This is a genomic window from Bacillus sp. AR8-1 (genome assembly GCF_008042345.1).
Classification (GTDB): Bacteria; Bacillota; Bacilli; order Bacillales; family Bacillaceae_G; genus Bacillus_A; species Bacillus_A cereus.
In genome coordinates, this window is the sequence record NZ_QNUB01000019.1 from 1 (window position 1) to 17,068 (window position 17,068).

Sequence of the window (17,068 nt, forward strand, 5' to 3'; positions counted from 1 at the left end):
AACAATTGGGGTGCAGTTCACAATTAAGCAGCTCTTTTTTTACAACTCATAAATCGCTCTATATTTCGCTTCTAAATAATCGGCTAAGTAGTTTGCATTTAAGCCTTCACCTGTTACATCTTCTAAAATTTCAAGCGGCTTTTTCGTTTTACCATATTGGTGAATATGTTCTGTTAACCATTCACGAATCGGTGTTACGTTTCCTTCTTCTAATAATGCATCAAAGTTCGGAATGTCTTTTAACATTCTTTGCTTAAATTGCGCTGCATACATGTAACCAAGCGCATAAGATGGGAAGTATCCAAATGAGCCACCAGCCCAGTGAACATCTTGCAATACACCTTGCGCATCATTTTCCGGACGAATTCCTAAATATGCTTCCATCTTATCATTCCAAGCTGCTGGTAAGTCCTTCACTTGTAATGTACCATCAAATAATTCTTTCTCTAATTCATAACGCACCATAACATGAAGCGGGTATGTAAGCTCATCTGCTTCTATACGAATGAATGACGGCTTCGATTCGTTAATTGCATCATAAAACTCATCGACTGACATATCATCAAATTGACCATCGCTATACTCTTTTAATAAATCATAATTTTTCTTCCAGAATGATTTATTACGGCCGATAAAGTTCTCAAAGAATAATGATTGTGATTCGTGAATACCCATAGATGTACCACTGCAAAGTGGTGTACCTTCAAATTGTTCTGCAATGTTTTGTTCATATACTGCATGACCACATTCATGAATTGTTCCAAATACAGCCATACGGAAATCTTTTTCATCATAGCGTGTCGTAATACGAACATCCCCTCTATTTAATGTAATTTCGAAAGGATGTACTGTTTCATCAAGACGACCTGCTTCAAAGTCATAATTCAATTGCTTTAATAGTTCTAATGTAAAGTTCTTTTGTTTTTCTTTTGAAAACTGTTCCGATAAAGCACTTGTTTTTAATCCTTTTTTAGACTCAGAGATTTCTTTTACAAGCGGCACGATACGCTCACGAAGTTGACCAAATACGTGATCTAAAACTTCTACTGTAATACCTGGCTCATACATGTCTAATAATGTATTGTATTTATATGTTTCATAACCCCAATATGTAATAAATTTCTTTTTAAATTCAACAATTTTTTCTAAGTATGGGCGAAACATTTCGAAATCAGATTTTTCGCGAGCTTCTTCCCACACACTCTCTGCTTTCGCTTCTAATTTCACATAAGCCTCATATTCAGCTTGTGGAATTTTTTTATTTCTATCATATTCTTTCCGACACTCTTCAACCATTTTCTTTGTCGTTTCAGAAAGTTTATCTTCACGTATTAAAGCTTCAAGTTCTGTTAAATAGTTTCCCATCTCATCTGAAGTCGACATAACAAACACTTCTGACGAAAGCATACCAATTACTTCTGAACGCTGATCTACACCTTTTTTTGGTGCACCTGTTCTTAAATCCCAAAACATTAAACTTAATGCTTCTCCGTAATTCTGTATCTTCTTCACGTATGTTAAAAATTGTTTTTCTACCTCATATGTAGCAACTGTCATCGTATAAAAGCCTCCTTTTTCTACCTCAAACTTAATTCGACACGGAAACATAAATTCCTTTTATAATATAAAAAAAAGCTTGGCAAGCGCCAAGCTTTCTCCTTATAATTCTTTACCTTCTACTGGCAGTACATTTTTCACAGCTGCAACTACTTTCTCATCTTCTGAATCAGATAAGAAGATTGATATAGCACCTTTATCTTCACTTGTACGAATTAAACGCCCAATTCCTTGACGAAGTCGTAAAATCATATATGGTACATCTACATCCCAGAATGGATCATTTACGTGCTTACGTTTCGCTTCAAACACAGGATCGTTTGGAGGGAATGGTAATGACCAAATAATAACGTGTGATAATGATGAACCAGGAATATCTAAACCTTCCCATAAATGAACCGCACAAAGTACAGTCTCTTCTTCATTTTGGAAACGAGAAACGAGCTGGCTAATTTCCTGATCTCCTTCATATAAGAACGGAACCGACATTTGCTCCTTACTTACATACTCTTTGAACGCTGCAAGCTCTTGCGTTGTACGGAATAATACAAGCGTACGTCCATTTGTTTTTTGTATATTTTCAAGTGTATATTGACACTTTCTTTCCCATTCATTTTCTTTCGTATGCGATAGTAAGTTTACTGCCATTTGCTCTTCGTAATCAAACGGTGAAGCAACTGAGAATGATAAGTAATCTTTTACCCCTAGGCTATTAGCTGTAAACGCGAATGAATCATTGTTCGATAATGTCGCAGAAGAGAAAATATACGGTATTTTCTTCGAGAACACTTTCTCTTGTAATACTTCTTCAACTGCACGCGGCATAATCACTAACGTGAAGGCACCATCACCTTCTTCACCCCAAGTAATTACATTTTTCTCGTGCATGAACAGACGAAGTGAATGTTCTAATACATCTAAATGCTCATCAACAATATTTAAATCATACGTGTTTACTGTATGCATTTCACTTTCGAATACTAATGCATCTCCAACTTCACCGATTTTTGCATAAAGTCGTTTCGCTTCAGCTGTTACTTTTTCTGTCACAGTAATTTCTAAACGATCAGAACCGGCAATTTCTTTTTTGTTTTCTTGTAACACATCAAAGAATCGCTCTGTTTGCCAAATTGTTTCTTCTACTAAATGTGCAAACTCCTCACGAATATCGTTTTGTAGCAATCTCGTTAAAAGTTGCTCCATCATCGTTTGCTTTAAACGGTATGTTAAAGCTTTTTGAGCTGCATATTCTACAAGATGTCCTTCATCGAATACAACGCAGCTACTTTCTGGTAATAATGGAATTTGTCCTTCACGCTTACGAGCATCGTACGTCCAAATATGATCCATATAGAAATCTTGAGAACAAATAATTAAATCTGCTGCTTTACGATAATGTTCACGAGAAAGAGTTTGTCCACAACGATGACGAGAATCACAAGTAAAGCAATCTTGGAAGTAATCCCAATTTACTTTTGACCATTCTTCGTCATTTAAAAGTGGAAATTCTTTTCTGTCACCATAGTGAGTAAAGTTTTGCATCGTACCATGATCGAATACAAACTGTGGTAACTCATAATATACGTCTTCAATTACTTCTGGAGCTCGTCCACTCATAACATCTTCAAGTTTACGTAAGCATAAATAATTATCCATTGATTTTGCAAGCCTTACATCAACAGATAGCCCTAATGCTTCAGATAACTTAGCGATGTCCCCTTCTTCTTTCACAAGCTGCTCAATTAACGTTTCATCTGCACAAGCAATAATAGCTGGTTTCCCAGTATAACGCGCGTAACAAATTGCATATAGAAGATATACAATTGTTTTCCCTGTTCCTACACCAGCTTCTGCGAACATAACTTTCTTTTCTTGGAAAGCGCGTTCTAACTGAAACGCCATAAAAATTTGTTCATCACGCTCTTCAAAGCCTTTTTCCGGAAGGATGTCGTAAAACACATCTCCAATCCACTCATTCAACTTATCATAAAAATTATCTTGTTTTCCTACTTCAAATGGTAATCTCTTCTCAGTAAACATCCTTAGCCTCCAACCAAAAAGTTTTTCTATAAAAAGATAATAGCAACTGCTACGCATATGTATGCATTTGCTTTCCCCTGTTGCAATACATAGAAATTCACGAAAAAAAATTTTCCTTTCGAAAAAGGAAAATTTTCTTCTATATTAATGACTTTAAATACCGTTTATCAATCGCTGTTTCATGTGAAAGAGCTGACAAATATTCTTCTTGTGCTTTTTGTATTTCATCTACAATCGCACCTTGACTATCCACTTCTTTTCCGAGCTCATCATACGTACGGTGAATAGCTTTTTGAATCATTGATAATTGGAAATTATCCATATCACTTCCTCCTTTACGCATTACATAATAGCCAGTATATGCGCGCTGGAGGAGTTTTATACTATGAATTACGCGGTGGACGTTTTCCGAAGTATTGGTAGTAATCTGTACGGATAAATCCGTTAAACAGTTTACGCTTCTTCGACGCATCTTTTCCGTAACACTTCTCAAATGCTTCGTAGCTTGTTAATACATACGCTGACCATGTATCTAACGGGCGGAATACTTGTCCCATTTCTTTATACAGTTGTTCAACGAGTGCTTTTTCACTTAAACGTTCTCCGTATGGAGGATTCGTTACAACGTAGCCATAATCCTCTTTTGTTGTGAAATCTTTTACTTGCATTTGTTTAAATGTAATTAAATCGCCTAAGCCCACTTCTTCTGCGTTATCTTGAGCAACTCGAATCATACGATGATCAATATCTGATCCAATGATTTGTAATCGTTGATCATAGTTCGCTAAATCTTCAGCTTCTTGACGAGCTTCACGCCAGTTTTGTTTACCTACCCAGCCCCACTCGTCAGATGCGAAACCACGGTTAAATCCTGGTGCAATGTTTTGTCCAATTAATGCTGCTTCAATTGGAATTGTACCTGATCCACAGAATGGATCAACAAATGGACGATCTGGCTTCCAGTTTGTTAATTTAATTAAAGACGCAGCTAATGTTTCTTTTAACGGAGCTTCCCCTTGATCCATACGGTATCCACGTTTATGAAGTCCAACACCACTCGCATCAATTGTTAATGTTGCAATATCCTTGAGCATTGCAATCTCGATACGGAATAACGGACCATCTTCTTCAAACCAAGTTGTACGTTTATATGTTGTTTTTAATTTTTCAACGACAGCTTTTTTAACGATACGTTGGCAATCCGAAACACTGAATAATTCAGATTTTAAAGATTTACCGATAACAGGGAACTCGCCATTCTCTGGAATATAATCTCCCCAGTTTAATGCTTTCGTTTTTTCAAATAGCTCATCAAATGTTGTTGCTTTAAATTCGCCAACTTTAATTTTTACACGGTCCGCAGTGCGTAACCATAAATTCGTGCGACAAATCGCCTTTTCATCTGCTTCAAATGTTACTTTGCTGTTTTCTACTTGACATTCATAACCAAGATCGCGAACTTCTCGGGCAACTAACGCTTCAATACCCATTGCCGCTGTTGCAATTAAAGTAACTTTTCCCATTTGCATTCACCTCTTATGTATATTCAAACAATAATTAATAGCAATTGGTCCTATTAATCATTACATTTTACGAAAATTTTTCTCATTAACCATTTTAACTCATACTTTATAACTTCATACAAATAAAAAGCCCTCCTCTAACAAAGGAGAGCTGAGTTATTTCATAGTTGGTTCATAACGTTCTGTAAGCCATGTTCTGTTCCTTTGTACTACAAACGGCCCACGCCTCGTACTCCGGTGGCAATCATCTATCTACAGGTTATAAAACCTGTCCTTTCCCGTCGTTCATTTCCTTGGAAAAGATTCCCCTACCATTATTTGGGTTTCTCGCTCGTGGGGTTTACCTCGTTCCACTCCTATCATTTCTTCAAGGACTTCGTCACTGTGGCACTTTAAAGGTAGTCAAACCATATCCGAAAGGACTTAGGTTTTTTCCCTGCCGTTAAACCAGCCTTACAGCCAGAATACCCTAGCTTATGAATTGGCTAGGCACGAACACTACAGCCATCTCAGGCCGTGCGAGCATGGACTTTCCTCTACAACGTTGGCGTTGCAGCGATTACCCAAACGTTATGACATCCATTAGTATAGTGGAAACAAAAAGATTTTGCAACGTTTTTTTCTATGTAAAACGCTTAAACCTTTTCCCACCTTACATCATTCGTATAACTTACTTCCAAATACAGCTTTTTCTAAGTTAGATAAGCGTTTTAAAATATCCGTATTCGTGTTGTTATAAACCGGTTGTGCAACTGGTGTTTGTACAGGTTGTTGTGGAACTTGCGTTACTGCTAGTTTTTGTTCCTCTAATTCACGCTTTAAACGAGCATTTTGTTGCTTTAATTGCTCAAACTCTTTGTGGAAAGCTTCATAGTCTTTAATGATCATATCAAGAAACTTGTCTACTTCTTCTTGCTGATAACCTCTCATACCTGTTTTAAATTCTTTTTCTAAAATATCTTTCGCTGTTAATTTAATTTTATCCGAAATCATTTTCTTCACCTCAAATTTTTACCAAAACTTTCATTAACTAAATTTTTTCAGAAACAATGCTTTTTGTCAATCATATATACGAGTACTATATTACATATTACTCTGCATTATTCCACTGTTCCTCTTCTATTATATCTTGTAAATCAGAAAAAAGAATGAAATAACTGTGATAATTTTCTATTTCCCCTTTTTTCTTTGCTGCTTCTACAATATATTTGGGACTTCCTGGTTTTTCTTCATCATATACCGCTAAAAGCGCATCACTTTTTTCAATAAAAAATTGATTTTTTAATTTAAATTGTTCTGGGCTTTCATACTTCCGTTTCGTGATACTATCAACATGGTCTGCTTGAGAAAGAATAAATTCGTAATATTCACGATTATCTTCTTTCCAATTTTCTTCTTGTTCTAAAAACGGAGTAAATACCGCTAATTTTAAGTCTGGATATTCTACTTGAATTTCAAAAACAACTTCAGCAGCCCATAATTCTACACCTAACTGGCCGCTTATTATAACCCACTCTAAACCATCTTCTACAAAAGTGGTTAATTTGCGGTGTAATGCCTTTTTTATACACTCCCCCCCTGGATGATCATTTTTAAATATTCCAAGTTCAAATGGCTTATATCCTGTTACTGCAATAACTTTCATATCAACACTCCAATTACAAAAAAAGAACTAGCATTTCGCTAGTTCTAACATATCATTTACTTTTTAAATATTCCACCAACGTTTGGTCCGATATTTGGACCTACTGGTGATACATTTGGCCCTGGTCCAAACGGTGATACATTCGGTCCTGGCCCAAATGGAGATATTTGATGACCGTGGTGATGATGACCATGGCCACACGGTCCACATCCACCGCCGAATCCTGGGTCGATTGGGTCCACAACATTTACATTTGAATTTGTTTGTGGGAAGAAGTTTTGGTTTTTAATTTGTTGATGATGTACATGTGTTGTATGTGTTGGGAAAATGTGTGGCACCACCGTTGTTGAAAAAGAGTGTGTTACGCATTGTTTCGTCGGATGAACGACAGGAGCAGTTGTACAAATAGGTCCTACAGGCTTATGCCCTCCAAAACAAGGATGACAATGATGCATAGTTTTTTCTCTCCTCTCTCGTTAAAAAAATCTGATTACACTTTACAGTATGAGAAAAGAGAGAAAGCCGATTGTTATATATACCCATTTATTACAAGTAAATTTGTCTAGTCCTTTATTTCATATACAATACTTTCATAGACACCCCTTCAACATTACTTACCAAAGAAGCCTCCAACTTGTTTTACAATACCTGTCACCTGATTCATCGCATTCATCATCTGGCCAGCTGTGTTCATCATTTTATTTACATCATAGTTACCATCTGATGTTTTAAATTGAGAAACAAAACTAGAAAACTGACTTGGCTGTTGTTGCTTTTGTTTACTCTGTGTCGGATACGGTTGTTTTGGTGGATAAAACATCCCTTGTTGATTAGCATAGGGCGCTTGTGGTGGCATATAATATTGTGAATTCATATAAGGCTGCTGCTGTTGTTGATTCATGTATGGTTGCTGAGCTTGTGATTGTTGAGCTTGATTCACATAAGGTTGTTGCTGTTGTGGTTGTTGGGCCTGATTTACATAAGGTTGCTGCTGTTGTTGAGCTTGATTCATAAATGACACTTCAAACGGTTGATAATAATTTTGATTTCCATAATAAGGCTCGAAAGGATACATATTATACCGTAAATATGTATCCGTATTATATTGGTACATATTTTGCTGTGCATATGGATTCGTTTGCTGATATACGTTAGATTGTTGAAACATGCATTCTCTCCTCCTTTACATAAGTTTCTACATATATAATATGTACCTATAAAATAATATGTGTGATGGAGTATCTGTCTATTTTTGTCGGAAGTTTAAATTTTTAAAAAATTAAAAAAGAAAACCCTTCCATGCTATGATAATTAAGAAGAAGATTCTCATGGGGGAGGAATCAACATGGTATTAGGGGATTTAAAACAAGCGTTTTCTCAAAAAAAGGGGTATTGTACAGAGAATGCAAATGAATTATTAGACTTTGCGAGACATTGGTATCTCGAAGGAAAAATATGCATTTCAGATTATCGAACATTAATAAAAGAATTAGAAATAAACGGTGCAACAAAACCTACAACAATGACAGAAGCATAAAAATAACAAGAGGGTTCTCCCTCTTGTTATTTACATTGCTCAACTATATTTTGCAAAGTATACGAAACGGCTTGGTGTGTTTCAAAGAATCGTTTACCTTTACCTTTATTTACAAAGCATTGTAACACATTCGTTTGTAAATTATCGTATACTTGATCAATTTGCTGTACATGTATATACTTTGGCTTTTCTTCTTTAATCCACGTATAAGCTAATTCTTTCCACTTCTCTAATTCCTCATCTACCATATCTACAAACGGTTTCATATCCTTATAAAAATCGTATTCAATCAGTTCTCTTTTTTTTACATTCGCTTCATTATTATACTGCATGAGTTTTTCTGAAGACTGTATTAATGCTTCATTCTTCATTTCTTTCCCACCTTATTATGCACTCACTACGACGTTTTGAAATGTCTTTACCCAATTCCCTTTTTCTTCGTGATGCACTAATTTATTTTCCATATGTTCAATATGCATTTCTGTTATTTCTATCTTATTGCATATTTTTTCACTCGCATCCTTTAATGCATGATTCATTCTAATCCCTATATTCATTTCCAGCAAATCGAGAGAACTTAACATTTGATCCATTTTTTTCATTACATCTTCCTTCTGAACCATCGCCATATACAAAACGCCTCCTTCTTTGCTTTTCCTTTGTCATGTAATTTCGCCGAATGATTCACCACTCCTGCCCACATGACAAAACTAGTTGTTATTCGTCAAAGAAATCATTTCGTATGTCATTTATAGAAATGGTAACAATACAAAAAGGAGGTGTATTACAATGGCAAAGAACAAAAATGAAAAAAAGAAAAACCAAAACAAACAACAAAATAAACCTGAGACTGGCAATCCAAAGCTAGATGGTCCAAACTTCCCTGCTACATAAAGCGAGACTTTATTACGAACAGGTAGATTTCAAATCATCCTTAATCTCCTACTAGCATTACGTTTTGAAATTAAAGTTGTAGCACGCATAGCAGGATTGTTTCAAATTAAGAAGTCCCGTCTTCAAAATGGAAGACGGGACTTCTTTTTTATTATATCATGAACTCATCCATCCTTTTAGCAAAACGATTTACGATAGATAGCCTATAGATTTGTTCTCTCTTTCTTCTATACCATTCTGTTATATTAACTTCCTCTTTAGGTTCTTCAAGTACAAATAGCACATTCATTTTCATATTTGCACAAAACCAATCTCTCATTTTTATTTCTTCATGTAAAATAACAGGATAAATATCTCTAAGTGTTGGCGTATAAGACTTTCGAGTTTCCTGTGCGTAAACTTCATAATCTTCTCTAGACCCAGTATGTGTAGTTTGCAATGCAAACTTATAAAACGAACCATTATAAATTGGATGAAACAATAACCATGCTAATTTTTTTCCTAGTTCTATACGCTGTTGTAACGTTTCAAATTGATAAACCGAAAATCCATACATCCTCCCTTCAATTGTTGGGAAGATAACTGCACTAATATGAAATCTTTCTTGTACTTTAAAAAGTGCAGTATGGAATACATGTTTTTTAAAATATGTGTTCTCAATGACTGGTTTTTGAATTTTATTTTGTTCATTTATAATAAGCGCTGTCATAAGCCTATTCATATCTCTTCTTTCCCAGAAAAGTAACCATTCTTTTTCCATAAAAATTGATACGCTGAAATATTGCAACAAATGAAAGAGAGGTGCCCGTCTCTTCTTACTTTCCTCATACAATAATAGCTGAGGAAATGCATCTAAGAAAATAATCCAATTAGCTTGTTCGTACAGAAGAAATAAATGTTTTTTTACCGTTTCAGGTAATACAGTGGCATAATATCTCCCTTCTAAATCAGTCATATTCCATCCCGCATTTCTCGAAACCATACTCGCTAAAAAGGCCCACCTGATTTCACTATTTCTTAAATAATATTCGTGATAAGATTGTGTCCGAGAAATATTGTCCACATTAGCTATTTCTGTTTTCTTTTTAATATTGCGAATGATCGCTTTTTCTTTCTCTGTACAAAAATTTTTTTCTCGATTTTGTTTAATTTTCATATAATCATTCCATGTAAACATAAATAAGTCATCATACCTTTCATCAAAAAGGTCACATCTTTTTTCATTTTTTGATATAATCACCTTTGTAAGTAATTCTTAGCAAGTTGGGAGTGGACACACTATGACCATTCGTTACCCAAATGGAAAAAGGTATAATCAAGCTTCACAACCTCAAAAAACACCTATAAAAACACATACTTATAGCAATAGAGGTATGTCCCTTGAAGAGGAATTGAATGAAACAAATCAATATTACTTAACCCATAATATTGCATGTGTACATAAAAAGCCTACACCTCTTCAAATTGTAAAAGTAGATTACCCCGCTCGAAGTGCTGCAGTGGTAAAAGAAGCGTATTTTAAACAACCTTCTACGACAGATTACAACGGTGTATACAAAGGGAAATACATCGATTTTGAAGCAAAGGAAACAAAAAATAAAACTAGTTTCCCACTTCAAAACTTCCACCTTCATCAAATAGAACATATGAAGCAAGTGGTTGCTCATAATGGAATTGCATTTGTCATTATTAAATTTACACTTTTTGATGAATTTTATTTATTAGATGCAAAACATATTATTGCATTTTGGAATCGTCAAAATACAGGTGGACGCAAGTCGATTACGAAAGAAGAAATAGAAGAGCATGGATCCTTATTATCATGCGGTTATCACCCTCGGATTGACTATATCCGTGTACTAGACACGGTTTATTTTTCGTGATAGAGTCATCACTAAGGCTCTTTTTTCGACTTTTGGGGGAGAGAATGAAAGGTAGGAGAAAGTATAATGTCAGATAATTATCGTTCTCGTACAGAACGAAATCATGTAAAAAATCAAGAGAAAAAAACAAATAAAGAAGAAAAAACAAAGAAAAAAGGCTCCTTTTTCAAGAAATTCCTTATAGGTTGTCTACTTCTTGGTATCGTTGGTCTTGTAGCCGGCGTTTCCGCTTTCTTTGTTATGGTTAAGGACGCTCCAAAATTAGATAAATCCAAACTTGTTAATCCTTTATCAACAAAGTTTCTTGATAAAAACGGAAATTTCTTCTATGAATACGGTGCTGAAAAACGAACACATGTTACTTATGATCAAATTCCAAAAGTAGTTGAAAATGCATTCCTTGCAACTGAGGATTCACGTTTCTATGATCATAATGGAATTGACTTTAAACGAACTACAAAAGCAGTTATGGAAAATGTCACTGGTGGTTTCGGTTCCCAAGGTGGTAGTACGATTACACAGCAAGTCGTTAAGAACTATTTTCTAACGATGGATAAAACCGCTAAGAGAAAAGTACAAGAATGGTACTTATCTTATAAATTAGAGCAACAATACTCTAAACATGAGATTTTAGAAATGTACTTAAATAAGATTAATTTAGGTAACCGTTCATATGGTATTGCGACAGCAGCGCAAAAATATTATGGTAAAGATTTAAAAGACTTGCAATTACATGAAGCTGCTATGCTCGCTGGTTTACCCCAAGGTCCAAACATTTATGATCCTACAAAAAAGGAAAATGTTGAACGAGCAACAAATCGTCGTAATGTCGTATTGTCATTAATGAATCGACATGGTTATATAACAAAAGAAGAAATGAATAACGCAGTTAAGATCCCAGTAACAGAGGGCCTTCAACCGTCTTCAGAAATAACTGAGATGAAGTATCAAGCATTTTTAGATGCAGTTGTAAAAGAAGTTGAAAAAGAATATCCTGATGTAAATATCGGTTCAGATGGTTTAACGATTCATACAACACTTGATCAAGATGCTCAAGATTATGCTGAAAAAATTATGGATGGCAATCTTATTAAGTATCCAAACGATCAATTCCAAGGATCATTCGTATTTATGGATACACAATCTGGAGAAGTTCGAGCAATTGGTGCTGGACGTAAAGAAAATAAGTCCACTTTCAAAGGTCATAATATGGCAACTGATTTAAAACGCCAAGTTGGTTCAACAATGAAACCAATTTTCGACTACGGTCCAGCGATTGAGAATCTTCAGTGGTCTACTTATCATCAATTAAATGACTCTGAATATACTTATTCTGATGGCACAAAGATTAAAAATGCTACAGGGAGTTTTAAAGGTGACGTTTCACTTCGTGAAGCATTGAAGAAGTCATTAAACATCCCGGCTTTAAAGACAGCTCAAACAGTTGGGCTTAATAAATCAAAAGAGTTTGCTGAAGGTTTAGGCATGACATTTGAAAATGGAGTACATGAATCTACTGCAATTGGTAGTAACGATAGTTCTCCATTAGCAGTAGCAGGTGCATATGCAACCTTTGGTAATAGTGGTAACTATAATAAACCACACTTCGTAAAAGAAGTAACCTTCCCGGACGGGAAAAAGAAAAGCTTTAAACCGAAAGAACAACGCGCTATGCAAGACTATACAGCTTACATGGTAACTGACGTTCTTCGTGACGTAGTAAAACCTGGTTCTGGTGGTACAGGACCAACAGCATATGTTTCAGGTGTTGACGTAGCGGGTAAAACTGGAACGCAAAACTTTGATGCAAAAGATTTAAAGAAATACGGCATTCCAGCTGATGCAAACAGGGATAGCTGGTTCGCTGGATATACACCACAATATACGATGGCTGTATGGACGGGTTACGTAAAGAACGGTCCAGAAAACTACATTAGTGATCGTTATACTAAAATTGCACAGCAAATGTTCCAAGTAATGATGAGCAAATTCGCTACAGATAAATCACGCTTTGAACGTCCTTCTTCTGTACAAGAAATAAACGGAGAGTTATACGTAAAAGGTGCGAAAAAAGATGCAATTAAAGAAATTAAAGTAAATGCCCCTAGTGGTCTGAATGTCACTTTCGATGGCGCTAGCACAGTTACACTAAACTGGTCTGGACCAGCAGAAGTTGATGCATATGCAGCCAGCTATAAAGCAACTGATGGTTCAAGTGGTAGCCTATCAATAAGTGGTACGACAGCTACTCTTGGTGGTATTAAACCAGGTGTTACTTACAGCTTCTCTGTAGTAGCGAAAAAAGGCACTGGAACAAGCCCAGCAGTTGGTGCATCCTTCACTGCGCCTGGCGGAACTCCAGATGCGAAAAAAGCTGATGAAGAGGCTAAGAAAAAGGCCGATGAAGAAGCTAAGAAAAAAGCTGATGAGGAAGCCCAGAAAAAGGCTAATGAAGATAAAGTAAAACAAGACGAAGCTAAGAAAAAAGCTGATGAAGAGGCTAAGAAACAACAAGAACAGCAACAAGAACAACAACGTAAACAGCAAGAAGAAGCTCAAAAGAAAGCTGATGAGGAAGCTAGAAGAAAAGCTGAAGAAGAAGCTAAGAAAAAAGCTGAAGAAGAAGCTAAGAAGAAAGCTGAAGAAGAGGCCAAGAAAAAAGCTGAAGAAGAAGCTAAGAAACAACAAGAACAGCAACATCAAAATACCGGAGGAGATACACCTCACGCAGACGGTACTGTTATTACAACAGAGTCCTAATAAACAAAAAAGAAGTCCGTTTCTCTTAACGAGAAGCGGACTTCTTTTTTGTTATCATTTTCTTTACATATAGCTTTTCTATTTCGATATACAACTGCGCTAATTGAATATAAGAATGATAATTACTCGGTTTCTTTATTATGAATGAATATCTTTCCATAAAATTAACAGGTTGCACTTTTAATTTATTCGTATTTATTTGCATTTCATTCAAACTATGAACAGGTTGCTCATTTAGCCAATAGACAACCGATAACAAGTGAGCTGCAAAAAGAATCATTGGCCCCTCAGCCTCTTGCTTATTTCTATTTCGAAACAGTATAGCAATGTCTTCATGCTTATTTTTCCATACATTCAACATCGCTGGAATACTGTTTTCAATTTCCTTCCATGGCTCATACTGTCTTTCAATATCAAATATAAAGTAAGTATTTTGTATTATTTCTTCAAAAGAATCGTCTGTATGATACTCAATTGAATTTACGCTTTCTTTAAAAAATGGTAAGCAGTGAAATTCTTTCGGTATTTCTATAACTCGCTCCATCCCTTATTTCACCTTCATTCGCTTCTTTCCTTCACGACATACTTCTAACAGTCTGCACTCCTCACATTGCGGTCGTTGTGCTTTACAATGATAACGTCCAAAGAAAATCATACGATGATGCGTAACCCCCCACTCATCCATCGGTACTTTCTTCATTAACGTTTTTTCTACTTCTAACACAGAATCTTTCCATCTACAAATCGCTAATCGTTTACTCACTCGCTCCACATGTGTATCGACAGCAATTGCAGGAATCCCAAACGCTACGGAAACTACAACATTCGCTGTTTTCCTTCCTACACCGGGTAATTTCGTAAGTTCATCTCGATCGCTCGGTACCTCCCCATTATAGTCATCTAATAACATTCGGCATAATTTTTGAATGTTTTTTGCTTTATTTCTATACAATCCGATAGAGCGTATATCTTGTTGTAATTCTTCTAGAGAAACACTTAAATAATCTTCTGGTGTTTTATATTTTTGAAATAAATTTCTTGTCACTTTATTTACAAGTACATCTGTACATTGTGCAGATAACGCCACCGCGATTACAAGTTCAAATGGATTATCATGAACCAATTCACAATGCGCTTCTGGATACATATCCGCCATTGTGTCTAAACAATAACGGATTTGCGTTTTGTTAAGCATATTTCTCCTCCTATATTACTGCTCCAACCAATTATAAAAAGGCACTTTTCCAGTAAATTTCGTCTCTTGTTTTGTCATTTGTTGTGCTCTTTGTTGATTCGCTCTAAATTTTTGACCTTGATTTTGAGCCTGATCTACCGTTTTAATTCCATTCTTTTTCCACTCAAATAAAATACGATCAATATATCGGAAATTTAGTTTCCCACTCATTACAGCTTCTCTAAGAGCTGCCTGAATTAAATTTGGATGATGTTGATCTTGGTCCTCCCACATTCCTAACGTTTCACATTCGAACGGCGAAAGTGGTCTTCCAAATTCTTTTTCAAATACTGTATATAAATTTACTTGCAGCTGTTTTTTTTCTTTTTGCTCTTCCTCTATTGATTCATCCATTAAGAAATGTAATATTTTTTCCCATAACGGTTGTAAAGAATAACTTTCGCACATCATTGCTTCTGATCTTTGTCCACCTTCTAGTGATAAAAAACCTTTTTGAATCAACGCTTGAATTACTTCCATACATTTCATTTCCGTTATCGTCATCCGTTCAGAAATCTCTGAAGGAGTCGGAAACGAATTACCTGATTCTAAAAATGTGTGTACATGAAGTACAACCATAAATTCCGTCTCATTTAAACCTAATTTTTTATAATGCATCATAAGCAATTTTGGAATTGCAATGCTTCCCTGCTCAAACCACTGTAGCATCATTTTCTTTTTCATCACCAAACACCTCGCTCTCTAGTATAACACACCTTTAGCTATTTCTTTTTGCCACAATTCGTCAAAAAAACCTCCCCATCAATAGGGAGGTTTTTTATATTACATGAATGAAATATAAAATTAAGCTTGCACTTTACTTTTCATAAATGTATGGATGCGTTCTAATGCTTTCTCTACTTGTTCAAGAGATGTCGCATATGATAAACGAACATTATTTGGAGCACCAAATCCTGTACCTGGTACAAGAGCCACTTTTTCCTCTTCTAATAGAGCCTTTGCCCAATCATCAACTGTTGCATATCCTGATAAAGCTACAGCTTCTTTTACGTTAGGGAATAAGTAAAATGCACCTTGCGGTTTAATACAAGTAAAGCCAGGGATTTGAATTAATTTATCATAAATGATGTTTAATCTCTCTTCAAAGGCTTGACGCATTGTTTCCACAGGTTCTTGTGAGCCCGCATATGCCGCAATTGCGCCGTATTGAGCGATTGAAGTAGGGTTTGACGTACTATGACTCGCTAAGTTCGTCATCGCTTTAATAAGCTGCTTATTTCCTGCAGCATACCCAATACGCCATCCTGTCATAGAATGAGATTTAGATACACCATTAATAATAAGTGTTTGTTCTTTTAATGCATTAGAAAGCTGGGCAATTGAAGTATATTCTACGCCACCATAAATTAATTTTTCATAAATTTCATCAGAAACGATTAAAATATCATGTTCTAAACATACTTCTCCAAGCTGTTGTAATTCTTCTTTGCTATAAATCATTCCTGTTGGATTGCTCGGTGAATTAATAATAACTGCTTTCGTTTTCTCTGTAATTGCCTCACGCAGCTGCTTTGCTGTAATTTTGTACTCATTGTCTTCTAAACCTTCTACATAAACCGGCTTACCGCCAGCAAGCTTTACTTGCTCTGGATAGCTTACCCAGTAAGGAGTTGGAATGATAACTTCATCTCCCTCATCAAGTAATACTTGGAATAATGTATATAATGCATGCTTTGCGCCATTACATACAATAATTTCAGATGGATCATACGCAATACCTTGATCGCGAGTAAATTTCTTCACAATTTCTTGTTTTAACGATTGTAATCCACCTGTTGGTGTATACTTCGTATGCCCTTCTAACATCGCTTTATGTGCAGCATCCATAATATGCTCTGGTGTATTAAAGTCAGGTTCCCCTGCCCCTAATCCAATTACATCATGACCCTCTGCTTTTAATGCTTGTGCCTTTGCTGTAATTTCTAAAGTTGAAGACGGTGTTAAAGCAGCTACTCGCTTTGCTAATTTCATTTG

At 35.7% G+C, this 17,068-nt stretch carries 19 protein-coding genes and 1 other RNA gene; 4 read left to right on the plus strand and 16 right to left on the minus strand.

The window, feature by feature from the left end; translation table 11 throughout:
- Positions 1 to 39: 39 nt before the first annotated feature.
- From ypwA to DN400_RS15065, 9 genes are all read right to left on the minus strand, one after another.
- On the minus strand, positions 40 to 1,557 hold the full coding sequence (gene ypwA, locus DN400_RS15025; protein WP_044307513.1) for a carboxypeptidase: 1,518 nt from the start codon (positions 1,555 to 1,557) through the stop codon (positions 40 to 42).
- A gap of 102 nt (positions 1,558 to 1,659) precedes the next feature.
- The gene (locus DN400_RS15030) at positions 1,660 to 3,597 is read right to left on the minus strand and encodes an ATP-dependent DNA helicase (protein ID WP_000493700.1); all 1,938 of its coding nucleotides are present in this window, start codon (positions 3,595 to 3,597) and stop codon (positions 1,660 to 1,662) included.
- A gap of 139 nt (positions 3,598 to 3,736) precedes the next feature.
- Entirely contained in the window at positions 3,737 to 3,919 is a 183-nt protein-coding gene (locus tag DN400_RS15035; RefSeq protein ID WP_000368570.1) for a DUF3921 domain-containing protein, read from the minus strand.
- Positions 3,920 to 3,980: 61 nt separating this feature from the next.
- Positions 3,981 to 5,120 (minus strand): THUMP domain-containing class I SAM-dependent RNA methyltransferase, encoded by a 1,140-nt coding sequence (locus tag DN400_RS15040; protein ID WP_000521224.1) that lies wholly within the window; start codon positions 5,118 to 5,120, stop codon positions 3,981 to 3,983.
- A 180-nt stretch (positions 5,121 to 5,300) separates the two neighbouring features.
- Positions 5,301 to 5,691: RNase P RNA component class B (rnpB, locus tag DN400_RS15045), an RNA gene on the minus strand.
- 86 nt (positions 5,692 to 5,777) lie between these two features.
- The gene (gpsB, locus tag DN400_RS15050) at positions 5,778 to 6,113 is read right to left on the minus strand and encodes a cell division regulator GpsB (RefSeq protein WP_000622431.1); all 336 of its coding nucleotides are present in this window, start codon (positions 6,111 to 6,113) and stop codon (positions 5,778 to 5,780) included.
- A gap of 97 nt (positions 6,114 to 6,210) precedes the next feature.
- Entirely contained in the window at positions 6,211 to 6,765 is a 555-nt protein-coding gene (locus tag DN400_RS15055; RefSeq protein ID WP_147801727.1) for an SLOG family protein, read from the minus strand.
- Positions 6,766 to 6,821: 56 nt separating this feature from the next.
- Positions 6,822 to 7,220 (minus strand): spore coat protein, encoded by a 399-nt coding sequence (locus DN400_RS15060; protein WP_147801728.1) that lies wholly within the window; start codon positions 7,218 to 7,220, stop codon positions 6,822 to 6,824.
- A gap of 155 nt (positions 7,221 to 7,375) precedes the next feature.
- Entirely contained in the window at positions 7,376 to 7,933 is a 558-nt protein-coding gene (locus DN400_RS15065) for a YppG family protein (protein WP_065228538.1), read from the minus strand.
- A gap of 177 nt (positions 7,934 to 8,110) precedes the next feature.
- Between DN400_RS15065 and DN400_RS15070 the strand changes: the two genes are divergently transcribed.
- On the plus strand, positions 8,111 to 8,302 hold the full coding sequence (locus tag DN400_RS15070) for a YppF family protein (RefSeq protein ID WP_000242652.1): 192 nt from the start codon (positions 8,111 to 8,113) through the stop codon (positions 8,300 to 8,302).
- A gap of 26 nt (positions 8,303 to 8,328) precedes the next feature.
- On the opposite strand, the gene DN400_RS15075 is transcribed toward DN400_RS15070, so the two are convergent.
- Positions 8,329 to 8,673, minus strand: coding sequence for a YppE family protein (locus DN400_RS15075; RefSeq protein WP_000786937.1), 345 nt, complete (start codon positions 8,671 to 8,673; stop codon positions 8,329 to 8,331).
- 15 nt (positions 8,674 to 8,688) lie between these two features.
- Complete coding sequence (locus tag DN400_RS15080) at positions 8,689 to 8,931, minus strand: hypothetical protein (protein WP_001252036.1); 243 nt, start codon at positions 8,929 to 8,931, stop codon at positions 8,689 to 8,691.
- A gap of 85 nt (positions 8,932 to 9,016) precedes the next feature.
- Here DN400_RS15080 and DN400_RS30135 point away from each other — a divergent pair, with 85 nt between their 5' ends.
- Complete coding sequence (locus DN400_RS30135; RefSeq protein WP_001987054.1) at positions 9,017 to 9,196, plus strand: hypothetical protein; 180 nt, start codon at positions 9,017 to 9,019, stop codon at positions 9,194 to 9,196.
- Positions 9,197 to 9,347: 151 nt separating this feature from the next.
- On the opposite strand, the gene DN400_RS15085 is transcribed toward DN400_RS30135, so the two are convergent.
- Positions 9,348 to 10,373: a DUF2515 domain-containing protein gene (locus DN400_RS15085; RefSeq protein ID WP_179953505.1), complete on the minus strand. Its 1,026-nt coding sequence runs from the start codon at positions 10,371 to 10,373 to the stop codon at positions 9,348 to 9,350.
- 103 nt (positions 10,374 to 10,476) lie between these two features.
- On the opposite strand from DN400_RS15085, the gene recU reads away from it, so the two are divergent.
- Positions 10,477 to 11,079: a Holliday junction resolvase RecU gene (gene recU / locus DN400_RS15090; protein ID WP_000155599.1), complete on the plus strand. Its 603-nt coding sequence runs from the start codon at positions 10,477 to 10,479 to the stop codon at positions 11,077 to 11,079.
- 66 nt (positions 11,080 to 11,145) lie between these two features.
- The gene (locus DN400_RS15095) at positions 11,146 to 13,839 is read left to right on the plus strand and encodes a PBP1A family penicillin-binding protein (RefSeq protein WP_147801729.1); all 2,694 of its coding nucleotides are present in this window, start codon (positions 11,146 to 11,148) and stop codon (positions 13,837 to 13,839) included.
- Positions 13,840 to 13,864: 25 nt separating this feature from the next.
- On the opposite strand, the gene DN400_RS15100 is transcribed toward DN400_RS15095, so the two are convergent.
- The 4 genes from DN400_RS15100 to aspB all read right to left on the minus strand — a co-directional run bounded on the left by DN400_RS15100 (position 13,865) and on the right by aspB (position 17,065).
- Positions 13,865 to 14,383 carry a YpoC family protein gene (locus DN400_RS15100; RefSeq protein ID WP_000442658.1) on the minus strand — a complete coding sequence of 173 codons (519 nt, stop codon included), beginning with the start codon at positions 14,381 to 14,383 and terminating at the stop codon, positions 13,865 to 13,867.
- 3 nt (positions 14,384 to 14,386) lie between these two features.
- Positions 14,387 to 15,034, minus strand: a complete 648-nt coding sequence (gene nth / locus DN400_RS15105) for an endonuclease III (protein WP_000933035.1) — start codon at positions 15,032 to 15,034, stop codon at positions 14,387 to 14,389.
- Between the two features lie 15 nt (positions 15,035 to 15,049).
- Positions 15,050 to 15,757 (minus strand): DNA replication protein DnaD, encoded by a 708-nt coding sequence (dnaD, locus tag DN400_RS15110; RefSeq protein ID WP_000728542.1) that lies wholly within the window; start codon positions 15,755 to 15,757, stop codon positions 15,050 to 15,052.
- A gap of 120 nt (positions 15,758 to 15,877) precedes the next feature.
- A complete protein-coding gene (gene aspB / locus DN400_RS15115; RefSeq protein ID WP_000761571.1) occupies positions 15,878 to 17,065 on the minus strand; it encodes an aspartate transaminase AspB in 1,188 nt (395 codons plus the stop codon).
- Positions 17,066 to 17,068: the final 3 nt, after the last annotated feature.

Excerpts from the sequence above, each read along its gene's own strand:
- ypwA (WP_044307513.1), bottom strand. The coding sequence starts at position 1,557 with ATGACAGTTGCTACATATGAGGTAGAAAAACAATTTTTAACATACGTG.
- DN400_RS15030 (WP_000493700.1), bottom strand. The coding sequence starts at position 3,597 with ATGTTTACTGAGAAGAGATTACCATTTGAAGTAGGAAAACAAGATAAT.
- DN400_RS15035 (WP_000368570.1), bottom strand. The coding sequence starts at position 3,919 with ATGGATAATTTCCAATTATCAATGATTCAAAAAGCTATTCACCGTACG.
- DN400_RS15040 (WP_000521224.1), bottom strand. The coding sequence starts at position 5,120 with ATGGGAAAAGTTACTTTAATTGCAACAGCGGCAATGGGTATTGAAGCG.
- gpsB (WP_000622431.1), bottom strand. The coding sequence starts at position 6,113 with ATGATTTCGGATAAAATTAAATTAACAGCGAAAGATATTTTAGAAAAA.
- DN400_RS15055 (WP_147801727.1), bottom strand. The coding sequence starts at position 6,765 with ATGAAAGTTATTGCAGTAACAGGATATAAGCCATTTGAACTTGGAATA.
- DN400_RS15060 (WP_147801728.1), bottom strand. The coding sequence starts at position 7,220 with ATGCATCATTGTCATCCTTGTTTTGGAGGGCATAAGCCTGTAGGACCT.
- DN400_RS15065 (WP_065228538.1), bottom strand. The coding sequence starts at position 7,933 with ATGTTTCAACAATCTAACGTATATCAGCAAACGAATCCATATGCACAG.
- DN400_RS15070 (WP_000242652.1), top strand. The coding sequence starts at position 8,111 with ATGGTATTAGGGGATTTAAAACAAGCGTTTTCTCAAAAAAAGGGGTAT.
- DN400_RS15075 (WP_000786937.1), bottom strand. The coding sequence starts at position 8,673 with ATGAAGAATGAAGCATTAATACAGTCTTCAGAAAAACTCATGCAGTAT.
- DN400_RS15080 (WP_001252036.1), bottom strand. The coding sequence starts at position 8,931 with ATGGCGATGGTTCAGAAGGAAGATGTAATGAAAAAAATGGATCAAATG.
- DN400_RS15085 (WP_179953505.1), bottom strand. The coding sequence starts at position 10,373 with ATGTTTACATGGAATGATTATATGAAAATTAAACAAAATCGAGAAAAA.
- recU (WP_000155599.1), top strand. The coding sequence starts at position 10,477 with ATGACCATTCGTTACCCAAATGGAAAAAGGTATAATCAAGCTTCACAA.
- DN400_RS15095 (WP_147801729.1), top strand. The coding sequence starts at position 11,146 with ATGTCAGATAATTATCGTTCTCGTACAGAACGAAATCATGTAAAAAAT.
- DN400_RS15100 (WP_000442658.1), bottom strand. The coding sequence starts at position 14,383 with ATGGAGCGAGTTATAGAAATACCGAAAGAATTTCACTGCTTACCATTT.
- nth (WP_000933035.1), bottom strand. The coding sequence starts at position 15,034 with ATGCTTAACAAAACGCAAATCCGTTATTGTTTAGACACAATGGCGGAT.
- dnaD (WP_000728542.1), bottom strand. The coding sequence starts at position 15,757 with ATGAAAAAGAAAATGATGCTACAGTGGTTTGAGCAGGGAAGCATTGCA.
- aspB (WP_000761571.1), bottom strand. The coding sequence starts at position 17,065 with ATGAAATTAGCAAAGCGAGTAGCTGCTTTAACACCGTCTTCAACTTTA.